The following is an 18963-nucleotide window of genomic DNA, read 5'->3' on the forward strand; positions in this document are numbered from 1 at the left end:
TTGTTCTCTTGATGACCTAAAGATAAAAAAGGGCAATCTAAATAAAAAGGCATTTATTTAGATTGCCCTTTAGAAGGGCACAATTTATAAAAATTATGCGTTATTCGCTTTGAATTCTTTGAGTTTTTCAATCAATTTTGGGACAACTTCGAAAGCGTCTCCTACGATGCCGTAATCAGCAGCTTTAAAGAATGGTGCTTCATCGTCATTATTGATGACAACTTTTGTTTTTGAAGCACTGACACCTGCTAAATGCTGAATTGCACCTGAAATACCGATTGCGATGTAAAGATTAGATGCAACAGGCTTTCCTGTTTGTCCAACGTGTTCAGCATGTGGTCTCCAACCCATATCACTCACTGGTTTAGAGCACGCTGTTGCTGCGCCAAGAACTTCAGCCAATTCTTCAATCATTCCCCAGTTTTCAGGGCCTTTTAAACCACGACCTCCTGAGACAACAATTTCTGCATCAGCGATGCTCACTTTATCAGTATTTTTATCAATAGACTCGACATTAATACCGAAATTTTCATCGCTTACTTGCGCTTCAAATTCAATTTTTTCGAGTTCTGATTTATTTTCTTTTAAACCAAATGCATTATTTGATAAACCGATAATCTTAACATCAGTGTCAATTGAGGTTTGGTTAAATGCTTTGTTTGTAAAGGCTGTTCTTTTAACAGTAAAACCACCATCTGTTTGAGGAAGTTCAGTGACGTTTGAAGCATAGCCTGCTTCTAAATCAACAGCTAAAAGTGGCGCTAAATATTTAGCGTTGGCACTTTGACTCAAAACAACAACTTTAGATCCTTCTTGCTTTGCTGCATTTTTTAATGTTTCTGCATAAGCATCAGCACTAAATTTAGCTAATTTATCATTTTTAACTTCTAAAACTTTATCAATACCATAGTTGGCAAGTTCGTTAGTTGATTCTGCGTTTATTGTGACGGCTACAGCTTTTTCGCCAAGTTGGTCCGCAACAGCTTTTGCATAAGAAGCAACTTCAAATGCAGATTTTTTAAGCTGACCGTTTTCTGTTTCTGTATAAACTAAAATAGACATAATTTTCTGGATTTAAATAGCTTTCGCTTCGTTATGTAATAAGTCGATGAGTTCGTCAATGTTGTCTGCATCAACCATTTTGATATCTCCTTTTGGAGCTGGTTTTTCAAACTTTTTAGTCGAAGCTTGAGAGTTTGCTCCAACAGGTTCAACAACATTTAAAGGCTTTTTACGCGCCATCATAATTCCTCTCATGTTTGGAATTTTCAAATCGCTTTCTTCAACCAAACCTTTTTGACCGCCAATCACTAATGGAAGGCTTGAGGTTAAAGTTTCTTTACCGCCGTCAATTTCACGGACAGCAGTTGCTTTATCACCATCAACTTCTAAACTTACACAGGTATTGATGAAATTAGCGTCGATTAATTTTGCTAACATCCCTGGAACCATTCCACCATTATAATCAATAGATTCACGTCCAGCAATAATTAAGTCGTAACCACCATCTTTTGCAACTTTTGCCAATTCTTTTGCAACTTGAAAGCCTTCTAAAGCTTCAGTATCAACACGAATTGCAGTGTCAGCACCAATTGCTAAAGCTTTACGGATAGTTGGCTCTGTATCTTTGCCACCAACAGTGACGACATCAACGCTAGCGCCTTGTTTTTCCTTAAACCACATAGCTCTTGTTAAGCCGAATTCATCATTTGGGTTGATCACAAATTGAACACCGTTTGTGTCGAATTTCGTGTCATCTTCCGTGAAATTTATTTTTGAAGTTGTATCAGGAACATGACTTATACATACTAATATTTTCATCTTAAAAAGATTTTATCATTTTTACTTCTGCGAATATAAATTTTTTAGACTAAATTTCCTATGCATGCATAATAAATATTTCTAAAAATCTTTTAGCAAATCGACAATTGAATTAGTATTTTTGTCAATTCAAGAAATTAAAAGTTTAAAAGCATAATGAGAACAATCCAATTTAGAGAAGCTATAGCGGAAGCCATGAGCGAAGAAATGCGAGCAGACGAATCTGTTTATTTAATGGGGGAAGAAGTTGCTGAGTACAATGGTGCTTATAAGGCTTCAAAAGGTATGTTGGACGAATTTGGTCCTAAACGTGTGATTGATACACCAATTGCTGAGCTTGGTTTTACAGGTATTAGTATTGGTGCGGCAATGAATGGCAACCGACCGATTGTCGAGTTCATGACCTTTAACTTCTCTTTGGTTGGTATCGATCAAATTATCAATAATGCTGCTAAAATGCGTCAGATGTCAGGCGGACAATTTAATATTCCTATTGTTTTTCGTGGGCCAACGGCTTCAGCAGGGCAGTTAGGAGCGACGCACTCACAGGCTTTTGAAAGCTGGTATGCAAATACGCCAGGGCTTAAAGTGATTGTTCCTTCTAATCCTTATGATGCTAAAGGCTTACTGAAATCAGCAATCCGTGATGATGATCCTGTTATTTTTATGGAAAGTGAGCAGATGTATGGTGATAAAGGTGAAGTGCCTGAAGAAGAATATACAATTCCTATCGGGAAAGCTGACATTAAAAGAGAAGGAAGTGATGTAACAATTGTTTCTTTCGGAAAGATTATTAAAGAAGCTTATAAAGCTGCAGATCAATTAGCTGAAGAAAACGATGTTTCTTGTGAGGTGATTGATATCAGAACTGTTCGTCCGCTTGATTATGACACAATTATTGAATCTGTTAAGAAAACAAACCGCTTGATTATTTTAGAAGAAGCTTGGCCTTTTGGTAATGTGTCAACCGAAATCACTTATCAAGTTCAAGATAAAGCTTTTGATTATTTAGATGCTCCTATTGTTAAGATAAATACCGCTGATACACCAACACCATATTCTCCTAATTTATTAAAAGAATGGTTGCCAAATAGTGATGATGTCATCAAGGCGGTGAAGAAAGTTTTATATATTTAAATTATAATATTTCAAATTTTTAAGCTTCATTTGCATTCGCTTGTAAATGAAGCTTTTTACTTTATATGAAGAAATTTCTTGTTCTTTTTACACTCCTTTTTTCTGTCGTTAGTTTTGCGCAAACAAAAGTGAGCGGCCGTGTTTTTGACGAAGATGGAGAGCCAGTCCCTTATGCCAATGTTATTTTGGTTGATTCTAATATAGGAACAATCACTAACGAAAACGGAAAATTTTATTTGGAATCTGATAAAAAATACAATTTACTGAGGGTTTCTTTCGTCGGTTTTAAAACCCAAGATATTGAGCTCACAAAGTCTTCTACCTACAATTTAGAAATTACTTTGCCTAGTGATTCTGAAGCACTTCAAGAAGTGATTGTTTACAGTGGTAAAACTTCAAAGAAGAATAATCCCGCCATTGATATTCTTCGTAAAATATGGGAAAATAAACGTCAAAACGGTGTCAAGCAATTTGATTATTACGAGTACGACAAATATGAAAAACTCGAATTTGATATTAATACAATAGACAGTTCATTGATCAATTCCAAAATTTTTAATGGAATGGAGTTTATTTTTGATCAAGTCGATACAAATGCTGTGACTGGTAAAACATATCTACCAATTTTTCTGAATGAAGCACTTTCAGCAGTTTATGGCTCAAATGTTCACAATAAAGAAAAAGAAGTTTTAAAAGGAAATAAAAACTCAGGCTTTAGCGATAACCAAAGCTTGATTCAGTACATCAAGGATCTCTATAACGATTACGATATTTATAATAACTATATCAAGTTTTTTGATAAAAGTTTTGTGAGTCCGCTATCAAGAACTGGAATTGATAATTACAATTATGTGTTGTCAGATTCAGCTTATATTGGCGATAAATATTGCTATAAAATTGTTTACTATCCCCGTCGAAAAGGCGAACTGACTTTTAAGGGTGATTTTTGGGTGAATGATACAACATGGGCGATCAAGGAAATCAATATGACGATGAATAAAGGCGCCAATATTAACTGGGTAAAAGAGGTTTATATTGAACAAGAATTTGATGTGCTTAATGATTCTATTTTCCTGATTACACGAGATCACTTTATGACGGACTTTACTTTTAGAAAAAAAGAAGAGTCACGTGGGGTTTATGGGAAAAGAACAACGCTTTACGATCATTATAAATTTGATGTTGATAGACCTAAAGAATTCTATAAAAACCAATCTGAAATATATAACGATAGTGTCTATTTCAGAGAAGATGAATTCTGGGATAAAAACAGAATGGAATCTTTAAATAAAGATGAACGCCAAGTTTATAAAATGCTTGACACGCTTAAAACAGTAGATGCTTTTAAACGTATTTACAGTATAGGTACTGTTTTGGCAACGAATTATTGGGAGTTTGATGGCTGGGATTACGGTCCAGTTTTTTCAACTTTTGGATTTAATGATGTTGAAGGTGTAAGATTACGAGCTGGTGGAAGAACATACCAAAGCCAGAATGACAGATTTAGATTGCAAGGCTTTTTGGCTTACGGTTTTAAAGATGATAAATTCAAATATGGCGCTTCTGCAAAATATTTAATTGATATCCCAACACGCTTAACTATTGAAGGCGGAAACCGGCGTGATGTTGAGCAACTCGGTGCAAGCTTAACCAATACATCAGATGTACTTGGGCGAAGCTTAGCGTCATCATCAGTCTTAACAGTCGGCTCTAACTCGAGTTTAACGAATATTAATCTGACGAGTTTGGCTTTGTCTTTTGAGCCATTCGAAAATTTTAAAGTGCGATTTGGGTCAACTTACAGAACCTTAGAGTCAGCTTCAAAGGATTTTAGCATTGCTTATTACGAGGATGAAGCGCAAACAGAAATTTCTAAAGTGACCAAACAAACCGAGTTTTCCACACTCATTAAATATACACCTGGTCGGAAAACAACGGGTTATGGAGTAGAGCAGTTTGTCCTGAATGATGAAGATTATGCGGAGTTATTTTTAAATTTCTCACATGGAATGTCAGGGCCATTCGGAAGTGATTTTGATTATGATAAAGTTCAGTTTTTCTATCGTCAGCCGATTCAAGTTGGAGGTTTTGGTAAATTTACATCCACCTTTGAAGCCGGTAAAACCTATGGAGAAGTCCCGCTTGGTTTGTTAGATGTTGTTCCTGGAAACCAAACTTTATTTTCGATTTTAGGAACTTTTCCTTTATTAGATTACTATGAGTTTGTGACAGATTCTTATGTGAGTTTGCACATGGAACACAACTTCAATGGACGTTTATTTTCAAGAATTCCGGGATTAAGAGATTTAGATTTACGTGAAATTATTAGCTTTCGAGCAGTTTATGGCGAGTTGTCAGATGAAAATAAAGCACTCAATGCTTCGTTTACAAACCCTGTTTTGGTTGCGCCAGACAGAAAGCCTTATTGGTCGTATAGCTTTGGTGTTGGCAATATTTTTAGAATTTTCCGACTCGATTTTCACTTCAGAGGAAACTACAGGTCACTACCAGATGTTCGAAATTTTGGAATGACTGGCGGTTTCGGTTTTTATTTTTAAGTTAAAAAGACTTTAATATCCAAAGATTTCTTAATTTTGCAAGCCTATATTTTTTCATATAATTTAATTACAGAAATATGACTTTTGACGCTTTTATAGAGATTCCAAGAGGAAGTAGAAATAAATACGAATTTGATTTTGATACCAAAAGAATTCGTTTTGACAGAATGTTACATACATCAATGATTTATCCAGCTGATTATGGTTTTGTACCAGAAACATTAGCTTTAGACAAAGATCCACTTGACGTTTTAGTGTTTTTTACAAATCCAGTCATCCCTGGTTGTGTTGCTGAAGTAAAACCAGTTGGTGTTTTACACATGACAGATGAGAAAGGACCAGACGAGAAGATTATCTGTGTGCCAATTGATGATCCAATGTCTGAGGCAATCCAGAAATTTTCAGATATCAATCCACATTTAACAAGAGAAATTAAGCATTTCTTTACTGTTTATAAAGATTTAGAAGACAAAGAAGTTACAATTGGTGATTGGGGAGATGAAAATGAAGCAAAAGAGCTTGTTGAAAAAGCGATTAAGCGTTACGAAGAGAGTGATAAAGTAAAAAATAACTTTAGCATTTAAGTTTAAAGTCAATTTTTAAGAGATAATAAACCACCCTCATCACGACGGTGGTTTTTTGATTAATAACCTTTTTAAAAAACTTCGCAAATAGAATACAAATCCGTATTTTTGTGCTCAAAATCAATTTAAGATTATGTTTGATAGTTTAAGCGATAAGTTAGATAAGGCATTTCACGTCCTTAAAGGACATGGGCAAATTACTGAAGTCAATGTAGCAGAAACATTAAAAGAAGTCAGAAGAGCTTTAGTTGATGCCGATGTGAACTTTAAAATTGCAAAGAATTTTACAAACACGGTAAAAGAAAAAGCACTAGGGCAAGATGTATTGAATACATTAAAACCAAACCAAATGATGGTCAAAATCGTGAAAGACGAATTGACCGAATTGATGGGCGGTGATGCTGAAGGTGTTGATTTAAGCGGTCAGCCAAGTGTTATTTTGATGTCTGGTTTACAGGGGTCTGGTAAAACAACTTTCTCAGGGAAACTTGCAAACTTTCTTAAAAATAAAAAGACAAAAAAACCATTATTAGTTGCTTGTGATGTTTACCGTCCTGCAGCGATTGATCAGCTTCACGTTGTTGGTGAGCAGATTAATGTTGATGTTTTTTCAAATAAAGAAGAGAAAAATCCAGTAAAGATTGCTGAAGCAGCCATTGCTCACGCAAAAGAAAACGGACACAATGTCGTCATTCTCGATACCGCTGGTCGTTTAGCAATCGATGAACAAATGATGAATGAAATCTCCGAAATTCATCAAACCATTAAACCACAAGAAACACTTTTTGTTGTTGATGCCATGACGGGTCAAGATGCTGTTAATACAGCAAAAGCCTTTAACGATGTGCTTGACTTTAACGGTGTTATTCTAACAAAACTTGATGGTGACACGCGTGGAGGTGCTGCAATTTCTATTAAATCAGTAGTTGATAAACCGATCAAATTTATCGGTACTGGTGAGAAAATGGATGCGATTGATGTTTTCCATCCATCACGTATGGCCGATCGTATTTTGGGAATGGGTGATGTCGTATCTCTTGTTGAAAGAGCACAAGAACAATATGATGAAGAGGAAGCGAGAAAGATTCAAAAGAAAATTGCGAAAAACAAATTTGGTTTTGATGATTTCTTAAAGCAAATCCAGCAAGTCAAGAAAATGGGAAGCATGAAGGATTTGATGGGAATGATCCCAGGTGCTGGCAAGATGATGAAAAACATGGATATTGATGATGATGCTTTTAAGCATATTGAAGCAATTATTCACTCAATGACGCCAGATGAACGCTCAAATCCTAATGTGATTAACGCCAGCCGTAAAAGAAGAATTGGAAAAGGTTCAGGAACTTCAGTTCAAGAAGTGAATCAGCTTTTAAAACAGTTTACTCAAATGAGTAAAATGATGAAGATGATGCAAGGCGGTGGTGGTAAAAAAATGATGCAAATGATGAAGAATATGAAGTAGCAACTCCCGAAGAAACAACATAACACAACATAACATGACAATTTTAGACGGAAAAAAAGTAAGTAACGACATCAAAAATGAGATAAAGGCTGATGTCGATCAAATGATTGCTAAAAATGAAAAAGTGCCTCACCTTGCAGCAGTTTTAGTTGGGAATGATGGTGCTAGCATGACTTACGTGAACAGTAAAGTTAAAGCTTGCGAACGCGTTGGTTTTAAATCGACTTTAGTCAAATTGTCGAGCACAATCAGTGAGCTTGAGCTTTTAGAGCAAATCAAAAAATTGAATGAAGATGATGATATAGATGGCTTTATCGTTCAGTTACCCTTACCAAAACAAATCGATACGCAAAAAGTATTGATGACTGTTGATCCTGATAAAGATGTTGATGGTTTCCATCCAACAAACTTCGGTAAAATGGCATTGGATATGACAAGCTTCATTCCAGCAACGCCATTTGGAATCTTAGAATTACTTGAGCGCTACAATGTAGAGACTAACGGAAAACATACAGTTGTGATTGGAAGAAGTCACATTGTTGGTAGACCGATGAGTATTTTGATGGGACGAAAAGGCTTTCCTGGAAACTCAACTGTTACTTTAACGCACAGTCACACCAAAAATATCACGCAAATTATCAGTCAAGCTGATATTGTTATTTCGGCTTTAGGGAAACCAAATTTTTTAAAGGCAGAGATGGTTAAAGACGATGTTGTTGTGATTGACGTCGGTATTACACGTGTGCCTGATGAAACTAAGAAAAGAGGTTACAGAATTACTGGTGATGTAGATTATGAAAATGTGAGCAAAAAAGCATCTCACATCACGCCTGTTCCTGGCGGCGTCGGACCAATGACAATTGCGATGTTATTAAAAAACACGCTTTTGGCACGCGAACTTCATCGTATACGTCAAAATTCTTAAAAAACTTTATATTTTATAAAATAGCACCTAGTCAATTGATATTTCAGTTGACTCAGGTTGCTCTTTTGCCCAAGCTCTATAACTTTCAATATCGTCTCCGATAAATTTTAGCGCAAAATTCACGATTGTAATATCATCTAAATAACCAAGAAATGGGATGAAGTCGGGAACTAAGTCAAGCGGATTAAGGATATATAATAGACTAAAAGCAATAGCTGAAACCGTTTTCCAAGGCAAGTCTTTATAATGTCCATTTTTATAGTCAAGCAACATTCTTAAGAGCGTTTTGACATCTTCTTTAAGAGGTGCCCAATTTCTGTTCTTGATTTTATCTAAAATCCCTTCAGAACTATCAACCGCTTTGTCAATATCATCATGTGATATTTTTTTAGATTCAGCAGAAAAATATTCTTCATCAATATTTTCATTGTTCTTTTTGTTCTGGTACTGATTCTTCTGGTAAGTCTTCATTCAATTCTTTTTTCTGTTTTTTATTTTCAATTTCACCATATTCTTTTTTGTAAATTTTGACAATTAAAAAGAAAAGTGATAGTAATAGTGGACCAAAAATCAAGCCAATAAACCCGAAAAGTGGCACACCGATCACAACACCGATAAGCGTGATTAAAGGGTGTTCATCAGCCATACGTTTTAGCACATATAATCTTACTAAATTATCTGAAGAGCCGACAATAACAAAACCATAAATAATCATTCCTACAGCAGCGGCAGCATCACCTTGATAAAATAGTAAAACTGTTGCGGGAATAATCCCTATCGCTGTACCAATAAAAGGAATCATGGAGCCAATGGCGGTAATAACAAACCAAAAAAACGGTTCTGGCACGCCAAATATCCAAAATCCAATCAGAGAGATTAAGCCTTGAAATAAAGCAACTAAGGGAATACCAATGGCATTTGCTTTTACTTTTTCGCCAGATTCTTTAGCAATTAATAAAAGGTTATCGGTGCCAATCGGAATGTAAGTTTCTAAAGAACTCGATAGTTTTTCTTGATTGAGTAACATGTAATATAAAAGGAAATACATGATACTGATCGCTATAAAAATTTCAAAAGTACTACCTGCAAAACCTTGTAAATTTTGAGTCAGCCAAGAGGTAATTGTACTAGGGTCTAAACTGGCAGCAATTTGATAATCTGTTAATTTTTCAATTTCTGCTATCTGAGAGTTTAAGGCATTGACTAATTTTTCTGAATTAGAAACAACTTTACTGATTTTCGTACTTAGCATCCATGCGACTCCTAGGAAGGGAAGAAGAATTAAAATGAAAGATGAGACCAATAAAATAGTGACAGAGATCGATTCGTTTATACCTCTGTTTGTCATTTTTTTCATCACACGACGTAATAAAACATAAAATGTAATAGCGCCCAAAATTCCTGATAAGTAAGGAATAATTTCTTTGAAAATTAAGGAACCCAAACTGATGATCAAAAAGAGGATGAACAGTTGGCGTACGAGTTTTGGAGAAAGTGATTTCATTTATTTTTCGAATAATTGATTCATATTTCTGAAACTCTTAAACTCTAAAGCATTGCCGCTTGGATCCTTAAAAAACAATGTTTTTTGCTCGCCTGGTTTATCCTTAAATCTTACATAAGGTTCAATAATAAATTGGATCTCTTTTCTTTTTAAATGTGTTGCAAATCTGTCAAAAACATCCCATGGTAAAACCACGCCAAAATGTGGTACTGGTACTTGATGTGCATCTACCTTGCCATAAGCTTCATCAAAATGGTAATCTGAACTTTCATGAATGACAAATTGATGTCCAAAAAAATCATAATCTACCCAATGTGAGCTGCTTCTTCCTTCTTCAAAGTTTAGAACCTTTGTGTAAAATGCTCTACTTTCAGCTAAATTTTTGACAGGAACAGCTAAATGGAAAGGTGTCAGATGTTTCATAAGTGGTTGATTTTAGGTGTCTAAAAATAGAGATATTTTTTTAAACCTTAGCTTAATTTTATGTTTTTCAAAGCGTTGATTCTATTCGTTTGAATCATTTTCTATAAAAGAGATAATTTTCTGATCAACATCCGCATTATACAAGGAATGACCGAAGCCTTCTGTGATTAATAATTCTGAATTTTTTAAAGATTTATCAATTGCATAAGCTGAAGAAACAGCTGCTATTTTGTCACTCTTATCATGAACAACTAAACTTTTTGTTGAGATATCTTTAGCAAATTTTGCCATTGAGAATTCTTTATAAGTAAATCCGAACTTTTCCTTAAAAAAGCCTTCTAAATCTCGGATGAATGAATCACTTAAACTCAATATGTTTTGGTAATCACCAACAATATCAAGCATTTCAGAAGGCGCTCCCAAGAGCACGTTTTTCTTTATGTTTTGTTGGCCATATAAATGCTGATTGTAAATGACTGTCATCGCGCCCATGCTATGTCCGATAAGAAAATCAGGCTTGTATTTCTCAATCACATCTTTTAGAACTTTCGCATAAAGCGGCACATTGAGCGTTTTTCCGCTAGAATAGCCATGAGCTGGCGCATCAAAAGCATAAATATCAAATCCTTTTCTCTGAAATTTTTGAATCAAGTTTTTCCAACGATTCGTATTGCTATCCCAACCATGCACAAATAAAATTCGTGGTCCAGAATTCTCCCAATGATAAGTTTGTATCTCGTGTGAATGTGAAGAAATAACTTCTTTTTTGTGTGAATTTAGAAAGTCAATCTGATGTGGTTTTACATCGCCTCGTCTTGGCGTTGCAAATAAGGCGTAAGCAGTCTGCATCGCTTTCTTTTTGTTGACTAAGCGCTGTGTTTTTAATTTATAACCGATTATTTTCGGTAAATATTTATTTAGTTTCTTCTTCATTAATGCTGTCGTTAATAAGATCAATCGTTGCATTTTCGTCGTACCAGCCTAAAATATCAACGTCATCATCACTGTAGTTTTCAAACCAAAGTTGGATGATGCGTCTGGCACTTCTATAATCTGTTGAAAAATCTTTAAAATTCTCGGCTGAAATGATTTTTAATTTTTCATCAATGGGAACACCGATGATTTTGATATCCAACTCGCCTTCATCTCGCAATTTAAGATATCCTAAAGGTTTGAATTGAACAATTGTGCCAGTTTTAAGTTTTTTGCTAATCAGCAGAACATCAAGCGCATCACCATCACCACCCTCTTTTTTAGATTGAACGCTGTGCGGAATGAAACCGTAATTGCCTGGGTAACTCAGATAATTAATGTAACGATCTTTGCCGTTTTTTTGATCGATTTTAAAATCTTTCAGTTCTTTATTGTATTCGATTTTTGCGTTTGTTCCGCTCGGAATTTCAACTAACATCTGGAAAATACCTTCAGATGTTTGCGCTTTAATTTCTTTTAAAGAAATCTTTTTTTGACAAGAGAAACTGATCAGTGCAAAAACTGATACAAGAATCATTTGATTAATTCTCATCTTTATTTTTCTTCAGTAAAAGAAAACCAGAAATATTTAAAGGGCGCATCATCAGGAATTTGTGTCTTGCTTATTTTTGATGAAGAATCGTACTTTAATGAGCTTGGCAAATGCTTCTTGTCAATGACAACATAAATACCAGAATCTTTTAAATCAACGATCACATTTTTTAAGCTGTTTTGGATGAAATTGATTTTGTAGTTTTCATACAGATCTTTAAAAGTACTGCTTGCATTTAAGCCTTTATCAGTTTTGTAAGCAGAGTTTAAAATTTGGATTTCACTGATGTAACTTGTACTATCTTGAGCTTTACGTGGCTGAATTTTTAAAGCCAATTCGCCATTTTGATATACGTAATAATCATTATCTACCGCACGGAATCTATTTTTTAAGTCAGGTTTGACAATTGAATCTTGACTGAAAATACTTTCTAACTCATGCACTTCAGTTTGAGCCTTAATCTGGCCAACTTGATTTTGGCCGATTTTAAATTCATTTTGACTTTCTTGACAAGAGCTTAGGAATATTAAACTAAGAAGGAAACCGAACTGAACTATTTTTTTCATGCTAAATTTTTTCCAAAAATAATTAATCTTAGATCATAAGACTATTTTATCTAAAAAATATTGAGCTTATAAAGCTTTCAGGCAAGCATGCGAGAAATAATATTTACCTTTGCGGCATGTTGAAAAAAGAGATCGAAAACTTAGTTGATAAAGGCGAAATGTTGCCTTTGATGGAGCAATTTTATACAATTCAAGGTGAAGGACATCACACAGGTAAAGCTGCCTATTTTATTCGTGTGGGTGGCTGTGATGTTGGTTGCCATTGGTGTGATGTGAAGGAAAGTTGGAATCCGGATACGCATCCGCCAACGCATATTGACGAAATTGTTTCGCAAGCTAAAAGTTACAGTAATACCATTGTGATTACTGGTGGCGAGCCACTTACGTGGAATATGCAGCCCATCACATCGGCTCTTAAAAAAGAAGGTTTAGATATACATATAGAAACTTCTGGCGCTTATCCGCTCACTGGTATTTGGGATTGGATTTGCCTCTCGCCAAAGAAAATGAAATTGCCTCAACCTGAGGTTTATGAAAAAGCAGACGAACTTAAAGTGATTGTTTTTAATAAACACGATTTTAAATTTGCTGAAGAACAAGCCGCAAAAATCTCAGGTAATTGTCAACTTTACTTACAACCAGAATGGAGCGTGAGAGAGAAAATGATGCCGTTGATTGTGGATTATGTCATGAAAAATCCGAAATGGAAAATTTCACTCCAAACACATAAATATCTAGAGATTCCTTAAAATAAGAAGCTTTATTTTAGACGGAATTCAATTTTAATAAAAATTCATTCACTGTATTCTTAGAAAATTACTTAATATTATACTTTGTAAAGTTGTTTTATGAAGTCTAATAAATTTTTGTGCGCTTTAGTTTTTGTGTTCACTATCCAGTCAATGGTTAAGAATGAAATTAAAGTCATAAAAACTACCCTTGTATGGGTAGTTTTACTTTTCTCCACCCAAGTATTTTCTCAGTCTGGGACAGTTAAATATAACAACGAGGCAGAAATGTCATATTATTACAGTAATTTAAAACAAAATTATCCTGAAAAATTTAAGAAAATTCAACACTTTGCAACTTATGAGAAAAAAATGTTGAATCAAATCAATTATAAACTCGTTTTTTCCGAACATAAATCTATTTTTAAACCTATTGTTAAGAATAATGAAGAGAAAATGATTTTAACAACTCAAAAAGAAGGAGGTGTTTATTATAAAGATTCAGTATCAAATTATTTTAATACCATTAGGCGTTCTGAAACTTTTGATGTTCAACTCGCAGAAATAAAATGGGAAATTACGAGTGATTCCAAAGAGATTTTGGGTTATAAATGCTTTAAAGCAATAGGTCGTAAAAATGATATTGATTCTTTTGATTCAAGTTCTAAAATTGAAGCTTGGTTTACTGAAAAAATTAATTTATCACATGGACCAATGGGAATTAATGGATTGCCTGGCTTGGTTTTGGAAGCACACTTTGATCATTATCATTTTTACGCAACAGAAATTAAATTTGAATCTCACAAAGAAATCTCCAAGCCCATTGAAGGTAAATCAATCGACGAAAATCAATACATCAAACTTATTAGATAATTAAAATGAAAAAATTACTATTTATTACAGGAATCATCGCACTAACTTTTCAATTTTCACAAGCTCAAAGTGCTAAAATTACTTATAAAAATGAATTAACAGTCACTAAAGAATTGGAAGAGCTGAAAGAAAAGGATCCAAAAAAGTATGAACGATATTCATTTATGATTAAAAAAATGAATGAAAGAACAAAGCAATTAAGGTATACGCTTAAATTTAATGATCTTCGATCAGAATTTAAAACAAATCCGAAGATGGCAAAAGGTGATGATGCTGTTTCAAATATGTCTATATCGCAGAGCGAATATTTTTATGACTTGAGTAATAATAAGCGTTATCAAAAAAATAATATTTCGGGTAAAGAGCTTTTAATAAATAAAGAATCTATTTCATGGGAAATTTTGCCAGAAACAAAAGTTATCAGGGGTTACAAGGTTAGAAAAGCAGTAGCTGGTCAAACATTTTTTAGCATTGATAGAGAAAGTGGAGAATTGAAAGAAAAAGAACAGCCAGTCACGGCGTGGTTTACGACACAATTGCCATTTGCTTATGGGCCAGAAAATTACGGAGGCTTGCCAGGTCTAATTTTAGAGCTGAAAACTCAAGGAAAAAATTATAGCGTAGAGAAATTAGAAATTGATGAGGATAAAGATTTAGAAATTAAATTTCCGAATTTAGATAAAGCTTTATCAGAAAAAGAAGCAGCATTAATGATGCATAAAGCTGCTGCCAAGATGTTTGGAAGATGATAATGACGAGATAATTAAAACACATCAACAATGAGATACCTCATCATATTTTTAATTTCCTTTCAATGCTTTTCGCAGAATGGCATTGAAGTGATTTACAAATACGAATCTAATTTTCAAAAAGAAATTCCTGAAGATGCTTTTTATGGAAAAGTTTTAAAAGCTGCCAAGAAAATATTACCTAATTATGATTTTAAGCTATTGGCAAATGAAAATAAGTCTATTTATTTTTTGAAAAAAGGAATGTCTAATGATGCTTATCCTGAAAAGTTTGAAGCAATGATTTTGGGTACAGCAAACTCTAATAGCGTATTTTATGCGGATTTATCTCAAAATACTTTTGTCGAGCAAAAAAACGCTTTTGGTAAATTGTATAAAATAATTAGCGATTTTGATATTTATAACTGGAAAATTGTTGATGAGTTTAAAACAATATCAGGCTTTAAAGCACAAAAAGCAACATTGAGTTATAATGTAGGAAATGGACAAAATAAAAAGCAAAACAGAGAGATCGTGGCTTGGTTTGCGCCAGAAATCAATTACCCTTTTGGTCCTGTCGGATTTAGAGGTCTACCAGGCTTGATTTTGGAATTAAATGTCAATTGGGATTATGCTTACAGATTTAAATTGAATAAAATTGATTTTACTGATTCAAAATTAGAAATCAATAAACCTGAAAAAGGTGAACTTATCAATCTTGAAGATTTTAAAAAATTAAAAAGATGAAATAGTAAAAACTTCTTCTAACTTTTTATTAATAAGAAATCCCTATGAAATATCTAATAATCACTTTCTTTATCTTGATGGCTAGCTTAACAATGCAAGCGCAAAACTATGAACTAACATACATAGCTAGTTTTGATAAAGAGGTTATGCTTGATAGATTAGATAAAACTGAAAAAGAATTAAAAGAAAAATCAACGACAAGAAGATTTTTTAAGGAAGCACAGCCGATCGAATTTAAAATAATTGCGAACTCAAAAGCGGCATATAGTTATAGAGAGAGCCAAATGGAGTCAGACCATATTAAGATTAATATCAACAACGCACTTTATAATGAGAATAATAAATACTATTTAAACTTCACAGAGAATGAATATGTTTTTAAAAAACGCCATAGTTCAAAAGTTTATCGTGTTAGTTTTCAGCCTCATGAATATGAGATATTAAGCGATAAAGCTAAAGTAATCAATGGTTTTAATTGTCGTTTGGCTCTTGTGAAAGATGAAAACATCAAAGTTTGGTTTACCATGGATTATCCTCTTAACATCGGCCCTAAGAAATACATCGGTTTACCAGGTTTAGTTGTGAAAGTTTTAGAAAATACTATGATTAATTATGAGCTAAAATCTATCAAAGAAACAAAAACACAAATTAAAACATTTGACCCAACCCAAGAAGTGATAACCGAAAAAGAATATAAGGAGATGATGGATAAAATGAGTCAAGGTTTGTTTGAAAAATAATTTTTCACTAAACTATACTTTAACCAGTATTTCTTTTAATAAAACGTTGATGATTAAGCGTTGAAAAACACATCAAGAATGTTAAAAAATTAAAAAACATACATTTAACATTTAAAGTTGTCTTAAATCGTTTTTTTTTTTTAGGTTAGCTAACTCTAGCCAAAACATATCAAATGTTCTTCTAATTAATATAAAGAGGAAACGCTTTTCAAGATGAAAAGCGCTCCACAGATTAAGACATGAAAAATCACATCTCTAAGCGAATACAAAGTTACTGATTTTTCATGAAGATAAGGACAGCTTTTAGCTGAGATTTGGTCTAAGCGACCATAAAAATTTAAATATTTTAAGATAAATAACATGAAAAAGTTTTTTTCAATAATCGCAATTGGTGCGATGACAATAGGAATGAGTAGTTTTGATTCCGAAGAAATATATCAAGAAGATTGTGATGTTGCTTATAATGAATTACATGATTTTGCCGTCAATAATGGAGCAACTGATGAAAGTGCTAAAGCAGCAGCTGGTAACTATTGGGCTAATTGTGTTAATAACGGAGGTAGTTCTGCGATTATGGATGCATTGAAATTTATTGGTCTAAGATAAATTTTGTAAATCAAATTCATTTATGAAAAATCACTTTATTATAATTGTCCTTTTATTCAACTTAGTGAGTTATGCTCAGAGTTATCAAATCGAGTATCAGGCAAAGGTTGAAGGTTATGATCTTGACACAAAGAAAGGACGAGAACTGAGTAGTTCAGTGAGAACTTACTTGTTGAATACCAATCAAAAGATGCAACAAATATCGGAAGTGCTTGTGATAAAAGTTGTTTCTGAGTCTGATAAATATCATTTATCCTATCCTAATATTATGATGAAAGACGGCTTGTCAGATTTTGATTTAACATCAACTCAAAGTTGGATTTCAATTTTTCCTGAAATTTATTATGAAGACAATACGTCTTATGGTATTTCAAAATCCTATAGTGATTGGGTGGTAAAGTCAAAATCTCAACAGTATTTTAAGTGGGACTTAACTTCTGAAACTAAATCAATACTGGGCTTTAAGTGCTATCGTGCAGTTCCTATCATGAAAGATGGTTTGAAAAAACCAGATAATGCTTACATACCTGAGGAGGTTTGGTATGCACCAGCGTTAAATTTCAGAGCTGCTCCAGCTTTATTTGCTGATGTGCCAGGAGCGATTTTGGAATACAATACCAATTCAGCAAAAATAAAGGCGATTTCTGTAAATCAAGTTGATAAAAAAGTGAAAAGGCCAAATTTTAGAAAGTATGAAATTATTGATTATAAAACATTTAATAAGAGAGTTCGTGAAGAATCTCAAAAATTCATAGGTAATTAAAAAATAAAAACATGAAAACAACAATATTAATATTAAGTATATTTTTCTTGAGTTCTACTCCCACTAACCAAACTTTAAGAGATTGTGATGAAGAAGCTTCAAGAATTTTTGATTACACCTTCCATACATCAGGTGGAGATATAATTTATTCATTTATTCAATCGAATGAATGGAGAACTTTTTGTGAAATGGATAATGAAACTGGATTTTAATTCTTTTTTGATAATTTATTTTAACCACAAGGCGGCTTTTTAAGTCGCCTTGAATATTCAAAAACATGAAAAAATTTACATTAATAATTTACTTATTCAGCATTTTTGCTGTTGCTCAAAACCACGAGATCACATACACTTATAAAGTTGAAGAGTTTGGAGCTATGGAAGGTGTTGAAAAATACATCGTTGATCACTTTAAAAATGAAGTTAAAAAGTATAATAAAATGGCTGAGTTTTTAAAACTAAAAACGATTTCTAACGGAGAGACTTATTCAACGCGATTTAATAAAATGATGCAATCAGACGAATATACCAATACAGACCTGATGTCTGTCAAAACTTTGGTGTCTTCTGTTCAGCCTATTTATTACGATAAAGGAACAAGTTTAGCTTACAACTCTGCTATTTCTAGCGTTGTTATCGAGGTGATTAATAAAGATTATGTGACTTGGGAAATCCAAAATGAAACAAAAAATATTTTAGGAATTCAATGCTATAAAGCAACACCTCAAAATAAAAATGCTAAAGCAAAATTGGTTCCTGAATATGTTTGGTTTGCACCAAGTCTCAATTTTAAAGCAAGTCCGAGTGTTTTTGGTAATTTGCCAGGCGCAGTTTTAGAAGCCAAAAAACATAATGCGCTCATTACAGCTGTCGAAATTAAAGAAACTAATAAAGAACCTAAGAGAGTCGAGCCAAAACCAGGTCAAAAGGTAATGACTTATGAAGGTTTATCAACACAAATTCTACAAACTTTGGGTAAAAACTAGACTTTTAATGAACTAGTTTAAAAATTGATAATTTAAACTTTACTAAATATAACTTTTAATGAAATATGAATTGATAGAACATGATAGTAAATTTAAGATGTTAAAAAAATAAAAAAACATACATTTAACATATAAAGTTATCTTAAATCGTTTTTTTTTTTTTTAGGTTAGCTAACTGTAACCAAAACATATCAAATGTTCTTCTAATTAAATTAAAAAGGAAACGCTTTTCAAGATGAAAAGCGCTCCACAGATTAAGACATGAAAAATCACATCTCTAAGTAAATA

The 18963-nt window shown here is 33.3% G+C and carries 22 protein-coding genes; 14 read left to right on the forward strand and 8 right to left on the reverse strand.

The window, feature by feature from the left end; all coding sequences use genetic code 11:
• Nucleotides 1–93 precede the first annotated feature (93 nt).
• On the reverse strand, nt 94–1062 hold the full coding sequence (locus BLV84_RS07450) for an electron transfer flavoprotein subunit alpha/FixB family protein (RefSeq protein ID WP_093243893.1): 969 nt from the start codon (nt 1060–1062) through the stop codon (nt 94–96).
• 12 nt (nt 1063–1074) lie between these two features.
• A complete protein-coding gene (locus BLV84_RS07455; RefSeq protein ID WP_093243898.1) occupies nt 1075–1821 on the reverse strand; it encodes an electron transfer flavoprotein subunit beta/FixA family protein in 747 nt (248 codons plus the stop codon).
• Nucleotides 1822–1977: 156 nt separating this feature from the next.
• On the opposite strand from BLV84_RS07455, the gene BLV84_RS07460 reads away from it, so the two are divergent.
• The 5 genes from BLV84_RS07460 (at nt 1978) to BLV84_RS07480 (ending at nt 8487) form a co-directional block, all read left to right on the forward strand.
• Complete coding sequence (locus tag BLV84_RS07460; RefSeq protein WP_093243902.1) at nt 1978–2958, forward strand: pyruvate dehydrogenase complex E1 component subunit beta; 981 nt, start codon at nt 1978–1980, stop codon at nt 2956–2958.
• A 65-nt stretch (nt 2959–3023) separates the two neighbouring features.
• Nucleotides 3024–5516, forward strand: a complete 2493-nt coding sequence (locus tag BLV84_RS07465; protein ID WP_093243905.1) for a DUF5686 and carboxypeptidase-like regulatory domain-containing protein — start codon at nt 3024–3026, stop codon at nt 5514–5516.
• Nucleotides 5517–5593: 77 nt separating this feature from the next.
• The gene (locus BLV84_RS07470; protein WP_093243909.1) at nt 5594–6100 is read left to right on the forward strand and encodes an inorganic diphosphatase; all 507 of its coding nucleotides are present in this window, start codon (nt 5594–5596) and stop codon (nt 6098–6100) included.
• 133 nt (nt 6101–6233) lie between these two features.
• Nucleotides 6234–7562 carry a signal recognition particle protein gene (gene ffh / locus BLV84_RS07475; protein ID WP_093243913.1) on the forward strand — a complete coding sequence of 443 codons (1329 nt, stop codon included), beginning with the start codon at nt 6234–6236 and terminating at the stop codon, nt 7560–7562.
• 34 nt (nt 7563–7596) lie between these two features.
• Nucleotides 7597–8487, forward strand: coding sequence for a bifunctional 5,10-methylenetetrahydrofolate dehydrogenase/5,10-methenyltetrahydrofolate cyclohydrolase (locus tag BLV84_RS07480; protein WP_093243917.1), 891 nt, complete (start codon nt 7597–7599; stop codon nt 8485–8487).
• A 27-nt stretch (nt 8488–8514) separates the two neighbouring features.
• Here BLV84_RS07480 and BLV84_RS07485 read toward each other — a convergent pair whose 3' ends face one another.
• The 6 genes from BLV84_RS07485 to BLV84_RS07510 all read right to left on the reverse strand — a co-directional run bounded on the left by BLV84_RS07485 (nt 8515) and on the right by BLV84_RS07510 (nt 12505).
• Entirely contained in the window at nt 8515–8958 is a 444-nt protein-coding gene (locus BLV84_RS07485) for a YkvA family protein (protein WP_093243920.1), read from the reverse strand.
• The gene (locus BLV84_RS07490) at nt 8912–9991 is read right to left on the reverse strand and encodes an AI-2E family transporter (protein WP_093243924.1); all 1080 of its coding nucleotides are present in this window, start codon (nt 9989–9991) and stop codon (nt 8912–8914) included. Before BLV84_RS07490 ends, BLV84_RS07485 begins: the two co-directional genes overlap by 47 nt.
• The gene (locus tag BLV84_RS07495) at nt 9992–10414 is read right to left on the reverse strand and encodes a VOC family protein (protein ID WP_093243927.1); all 423 of its coding nucleotides are present in this window, start codon (nt 10412–10414) and stop codon (nt 9992–9994) included.
• An 81-nt stretch (nt 10415–10495) separates the two neighbouring features.
• A complete protein-coding gene (locus BLV84_RS07500; protein ID WP_093243930.1) occupies nt 10496–11347 on the reverse strand; it encodes an alpha/beta hydrolase in 852 nt (283 codons plus the stop codon).
• Entirely contained in the window at nt 11328–11939 is a 612-nt protein-coding gene (locus tag BLV84_RS07505) for an inorganic diphosphatase (RefSeq protein ID WP_093243933.1), read from the reverse strand. Before BLV84_RS07505 ends, BLV84_RS07500 begins: the two co-directional genes overlap by 20 nt.
• Nucleotides 11940–11941: 2 nt before the next feature.
• On the reverse strand, nt 11942–12505 hold the full coding sequence (locus BLV84_RS07510; protein ID WP_093243938.1) for a hypothetical protein: 564 nt from the start codon (nt 12503–12505) through the stop codon (nt 11942–11944).
• 116 nt (nt 12506–12621) lie between these two features.
• Here BLV84_RS07510 and BLV84_RS07515 point away from each other — a divergent pair, with 116 nt between their 5' ends.
• The 9 genes from BLV84_RS07515 to BLV84_RS07550 all read left to right on the forward strand — a co-directional run bounded on the left by BLV84_RS07515 (nt 12622) and on the right by BLV84_RS07550 (nt 18675).
• Nucleotides 12622–13254, forward strand: coding sequence for a 7-carboxy-7-deazaguanine synthase QueE (locus BLV84_RS07515; RefSeq protein ID WP_093243942.1), 633 nt, complete (start codon nt 12622–12624; stop codon nt 13252–13254).
• Between the two features lie 99 nt (nt 13255–13353).
• Nucleotides 13354–14106, forward strand: a complete 753-nt coding sequence (locus tag BLV84_RS07520; RefSeq protein ID WP_093243945.1) for a GLPGLI family protein — start codon at nt 13354–13356, stop codon at nt 14104–14106.
• Between the two features lie 5 nt (nt 14107–14111).
• Entirely contained in the window at nt 14112–14855 is a 744-nt protein-coding gene (locus tag BLV84_RS07525; protein ID WP_093243948.1) for a GLPGLI family protein, read from the forward strand.
• Between the two features lie 30 nt (nt 14856–14885).
• Entirely contained in the window at nt 14886–15581 is a 696-nt protein-coding gene (locus BLV84_RS07530; protein ID WP_093243952.1) for a GLPGLI family protein, read from the forward strand.
• Between the two features lie 44 nt (nt 15582–15625).
• A complete protein-coding gene (locus BLV84_RS07535) occupies nt 15626–16321 on the forward strand; it encodes a GLPGLI family protein (protein ID WP_093243956.1) in 696 nt (231 codons plus the stop codon).
• 360 nt (nt 16322–16681) lie between these two features.
• Nucleotides 16682–16927: a hypothetical protein gene (locus BLV84_RS07540; RefSeq protein ID WP_093243959.1), complete on the forward strand. Its 246-nt coding sequence runs from the start codon at nt 16682–16684 to the stop codon at nt 16925–16927.
• Between the two features lie 22 nt (nt 16928–16949).
• Nucleotides 16950–17690, forward strand: a complete 741-nt coding sequence (locus BLV84_RS07545) for a GLPGLI family protein (protein ID WP_093243964.1) — start codon at nt 16950–16952, stop codon at nt 17688–17690.
• An 11-nt stretch (nt 17691–17701) separates the two neighbouring features.
• Nucleotides 17702–17902 carry a hypothetical protein gene (locus BLV84_RS12450; protein ID WP_143521338.1) on the forward strand — a complete coding sequence of 67 codons (201 nt, stop codon included), beginning with the start codon at nt 17702–17704 and terminating at the stop codon, nt 17900–17902.
• 65 nt (nt 17903–17967) lie between these two features.
• Nucleotides 17968–18675: a GLPGLI family protein gene (locus BLV84_RS07550; RefSeq protein WP_093243967.1), complete on the forward strand. Its 708-nt coding sequence runs from the start codon at nt 17968–17970 to the stop codon at nt 18673–18675.
• Nucleotides 18676–18963: the final 288 nt, after the last annotated feature.

It is taken from the genome of Psychroflexus halocasei (assembly GCF_900107595.1).
Taxonomy (GTDB): domain Bacteria; phylum Bacteroidota; class Bacteroidia; order Flavobacteriales; family Flavobacteriaceae; genus Psychroflexus; species Psychroflexus halocasei.

What these genes read in the sequence shown, in the direction of transcription:
- BLV84_RS07450 (WP_093243893.1), bottom strand. Translation starts at nt 1,062, where the DNA reads ATGTCTATTTTAGTTTATACAGAAACAGAAAACGGTCAGCTTAAAAAA.
- BLV84_RS07455 (WP_093243898.1), bottom strand. Translation starts at nt 1,821, where the DNA reads ATGAAAATATTAGTATGTATAAGTCATGTTCCTGATACAACTTCAAAA.
- BLV84_RS07460 (WP_093243902.1), top strand. Translation starts at nt 1,978, where the DNA reads ATGAGAACAATCCAATTTAGAGAAGCTATAGCGGAAGCCATGAGCGAA.
- BLV84_RS07465 (WP_093243905.1), top strand. Translation starts at nt 3,024, where the DNA reads ATGAAGAAATTTCTTGTTCTTTTTACACTCCTTTTTTCTGTCGTTAGT.
- BLV84_RS07470 (WP_093243909.1), top strand. Translation starts at nt 5,594, where the DNA reads ATGACTTTTGACGCTTTTATAGAGATTCCAAGAGGAAGTAGAAATAAA.
- ffh (WP_093243913.1), top strand. Translation starts at nt 6,234, where the DNA reads ATGTTTGATAGTTTAAGCGATAAGTTAGATAAGGCATTTCACGTCCTT.
- BLV84_RS07480 (WP_093243917.1), top strand. Translation starts at nt 7,597, where the DNA reads ATGACAATTTTAGACGGAAAAAAAGTAAGTAACGACATCAAAAATGAG.
- BLV84_RS07485 (WP_093243920.1), bottom strand. Translation starts at nt 8,958, where the DNA reads ATGAAGACTTACCAGAAGAATCAGTACCAGAACAAAAAGAACAATGAA.
- BLV84_RS07490 (WP_093243924.1), bottom strand. Translation starts at nt 9,991, where the DNA reads ATGAAATCACTTTCTCCAAAACTCGTACGCCAACTGTTCATCCTCTTT.
- BLV84_RS07495 (WP_093243927.1), bottom strand. Translation starts at nt 10,414, where the DNA reads ATGAAACATCTGACACCTTTCCATTTAGCTGTTCCTGTCAAAAATTTA.
- BLV84_RS07500 (WP_093243930.1), bottom strand. Translation starts at nt 11,347, where the DNA reads ATGAAGAAGAAACTAAATAAATATTTACCGAAAATAATCGGTTATAAA.
- BLV84_RS07505 (WP_093243933.1), bottom strand. Translation starts at nt 11,939, where the DNA reads ATGAGAATTAATCAAATGATTCTTGTATCAGTTTTTGCACTGATCAGT.
- BLV84_RS07510 (WP_093243938.1), bottom strand. Translation starts at nt 12,505, where the DNA reads ATGAAAAAAATAGTTCAGTTCGGTTTCCTTCTTAGTTTAATATTCCTA.
- BLV84_RS07515 (WP_093243942.1), top strand. Translation starts at nt 12,622, where the DNA reads ATGTTGAAAAAAGAGATCGAAAACTTAGTTGATAAAGGCGAAATGTTG.
- BLV84_RS07520 (WP_093243945.1), top strand. Translation starts at nt 13,354, where the DNA reads ATGAAGTCTAATAAATTTTTGTGCGCTTTAGTTTTTGTGTTCACTATC.
- BLV84_RS07525 (WP_093243948.1), top strand. Translation starts at nt 14,112, where the DNA reads ATGAAAAAATTACTATTTATTACAGGAATCATCGCACTAACTTTTCAA.
- BLV84_RS07530 (WP_093243952.1), top strand. Translation starts at nt 14,886, where the DNA reads ATGAGATACCTCATCATATTTTTAATTTCCTTTCAATGCTTTTCGCAG.
- BLV84_RS07535 (WP_093243956.1), top strand. Translation starts at nt 15,626, where the DNA reads ATGAAATATCTAATAATCACTTTCTTTATCTTGATGGCTAGCTTAACA.
- BLV84_RS07540 (WP_093243959.1), top strand. Translation starts at nt 16,682, where the DNA reads ATGAAAAAGTTTTTTTCAATAATCGCAATTGGTGCGATGACAATAGGA.
- BLV84_RS07545 (WP_093243964.1), top strand. Translation starts at nt 16,950, where the DNA reads ATGAAAAATCACTTTATTATAATTGTCCTTTTATTCAACTTAGTGAGT.
- BLV84_RS12450 (WP_143521338.1), top strand. Translation starts at nt 17,702, where the DNA reads ATGAAAACAACAATATTAATATTAAGTATATTTTTCTTGAGTTCTACT.
- BLV84_RS07550 (WP_093243967.1), top strand. Translation starts at nt 17,968, where the DNA reads ATGAAAAAATTTACATTAATAATTTACTTATTCAGCATTTTTGCTGTT.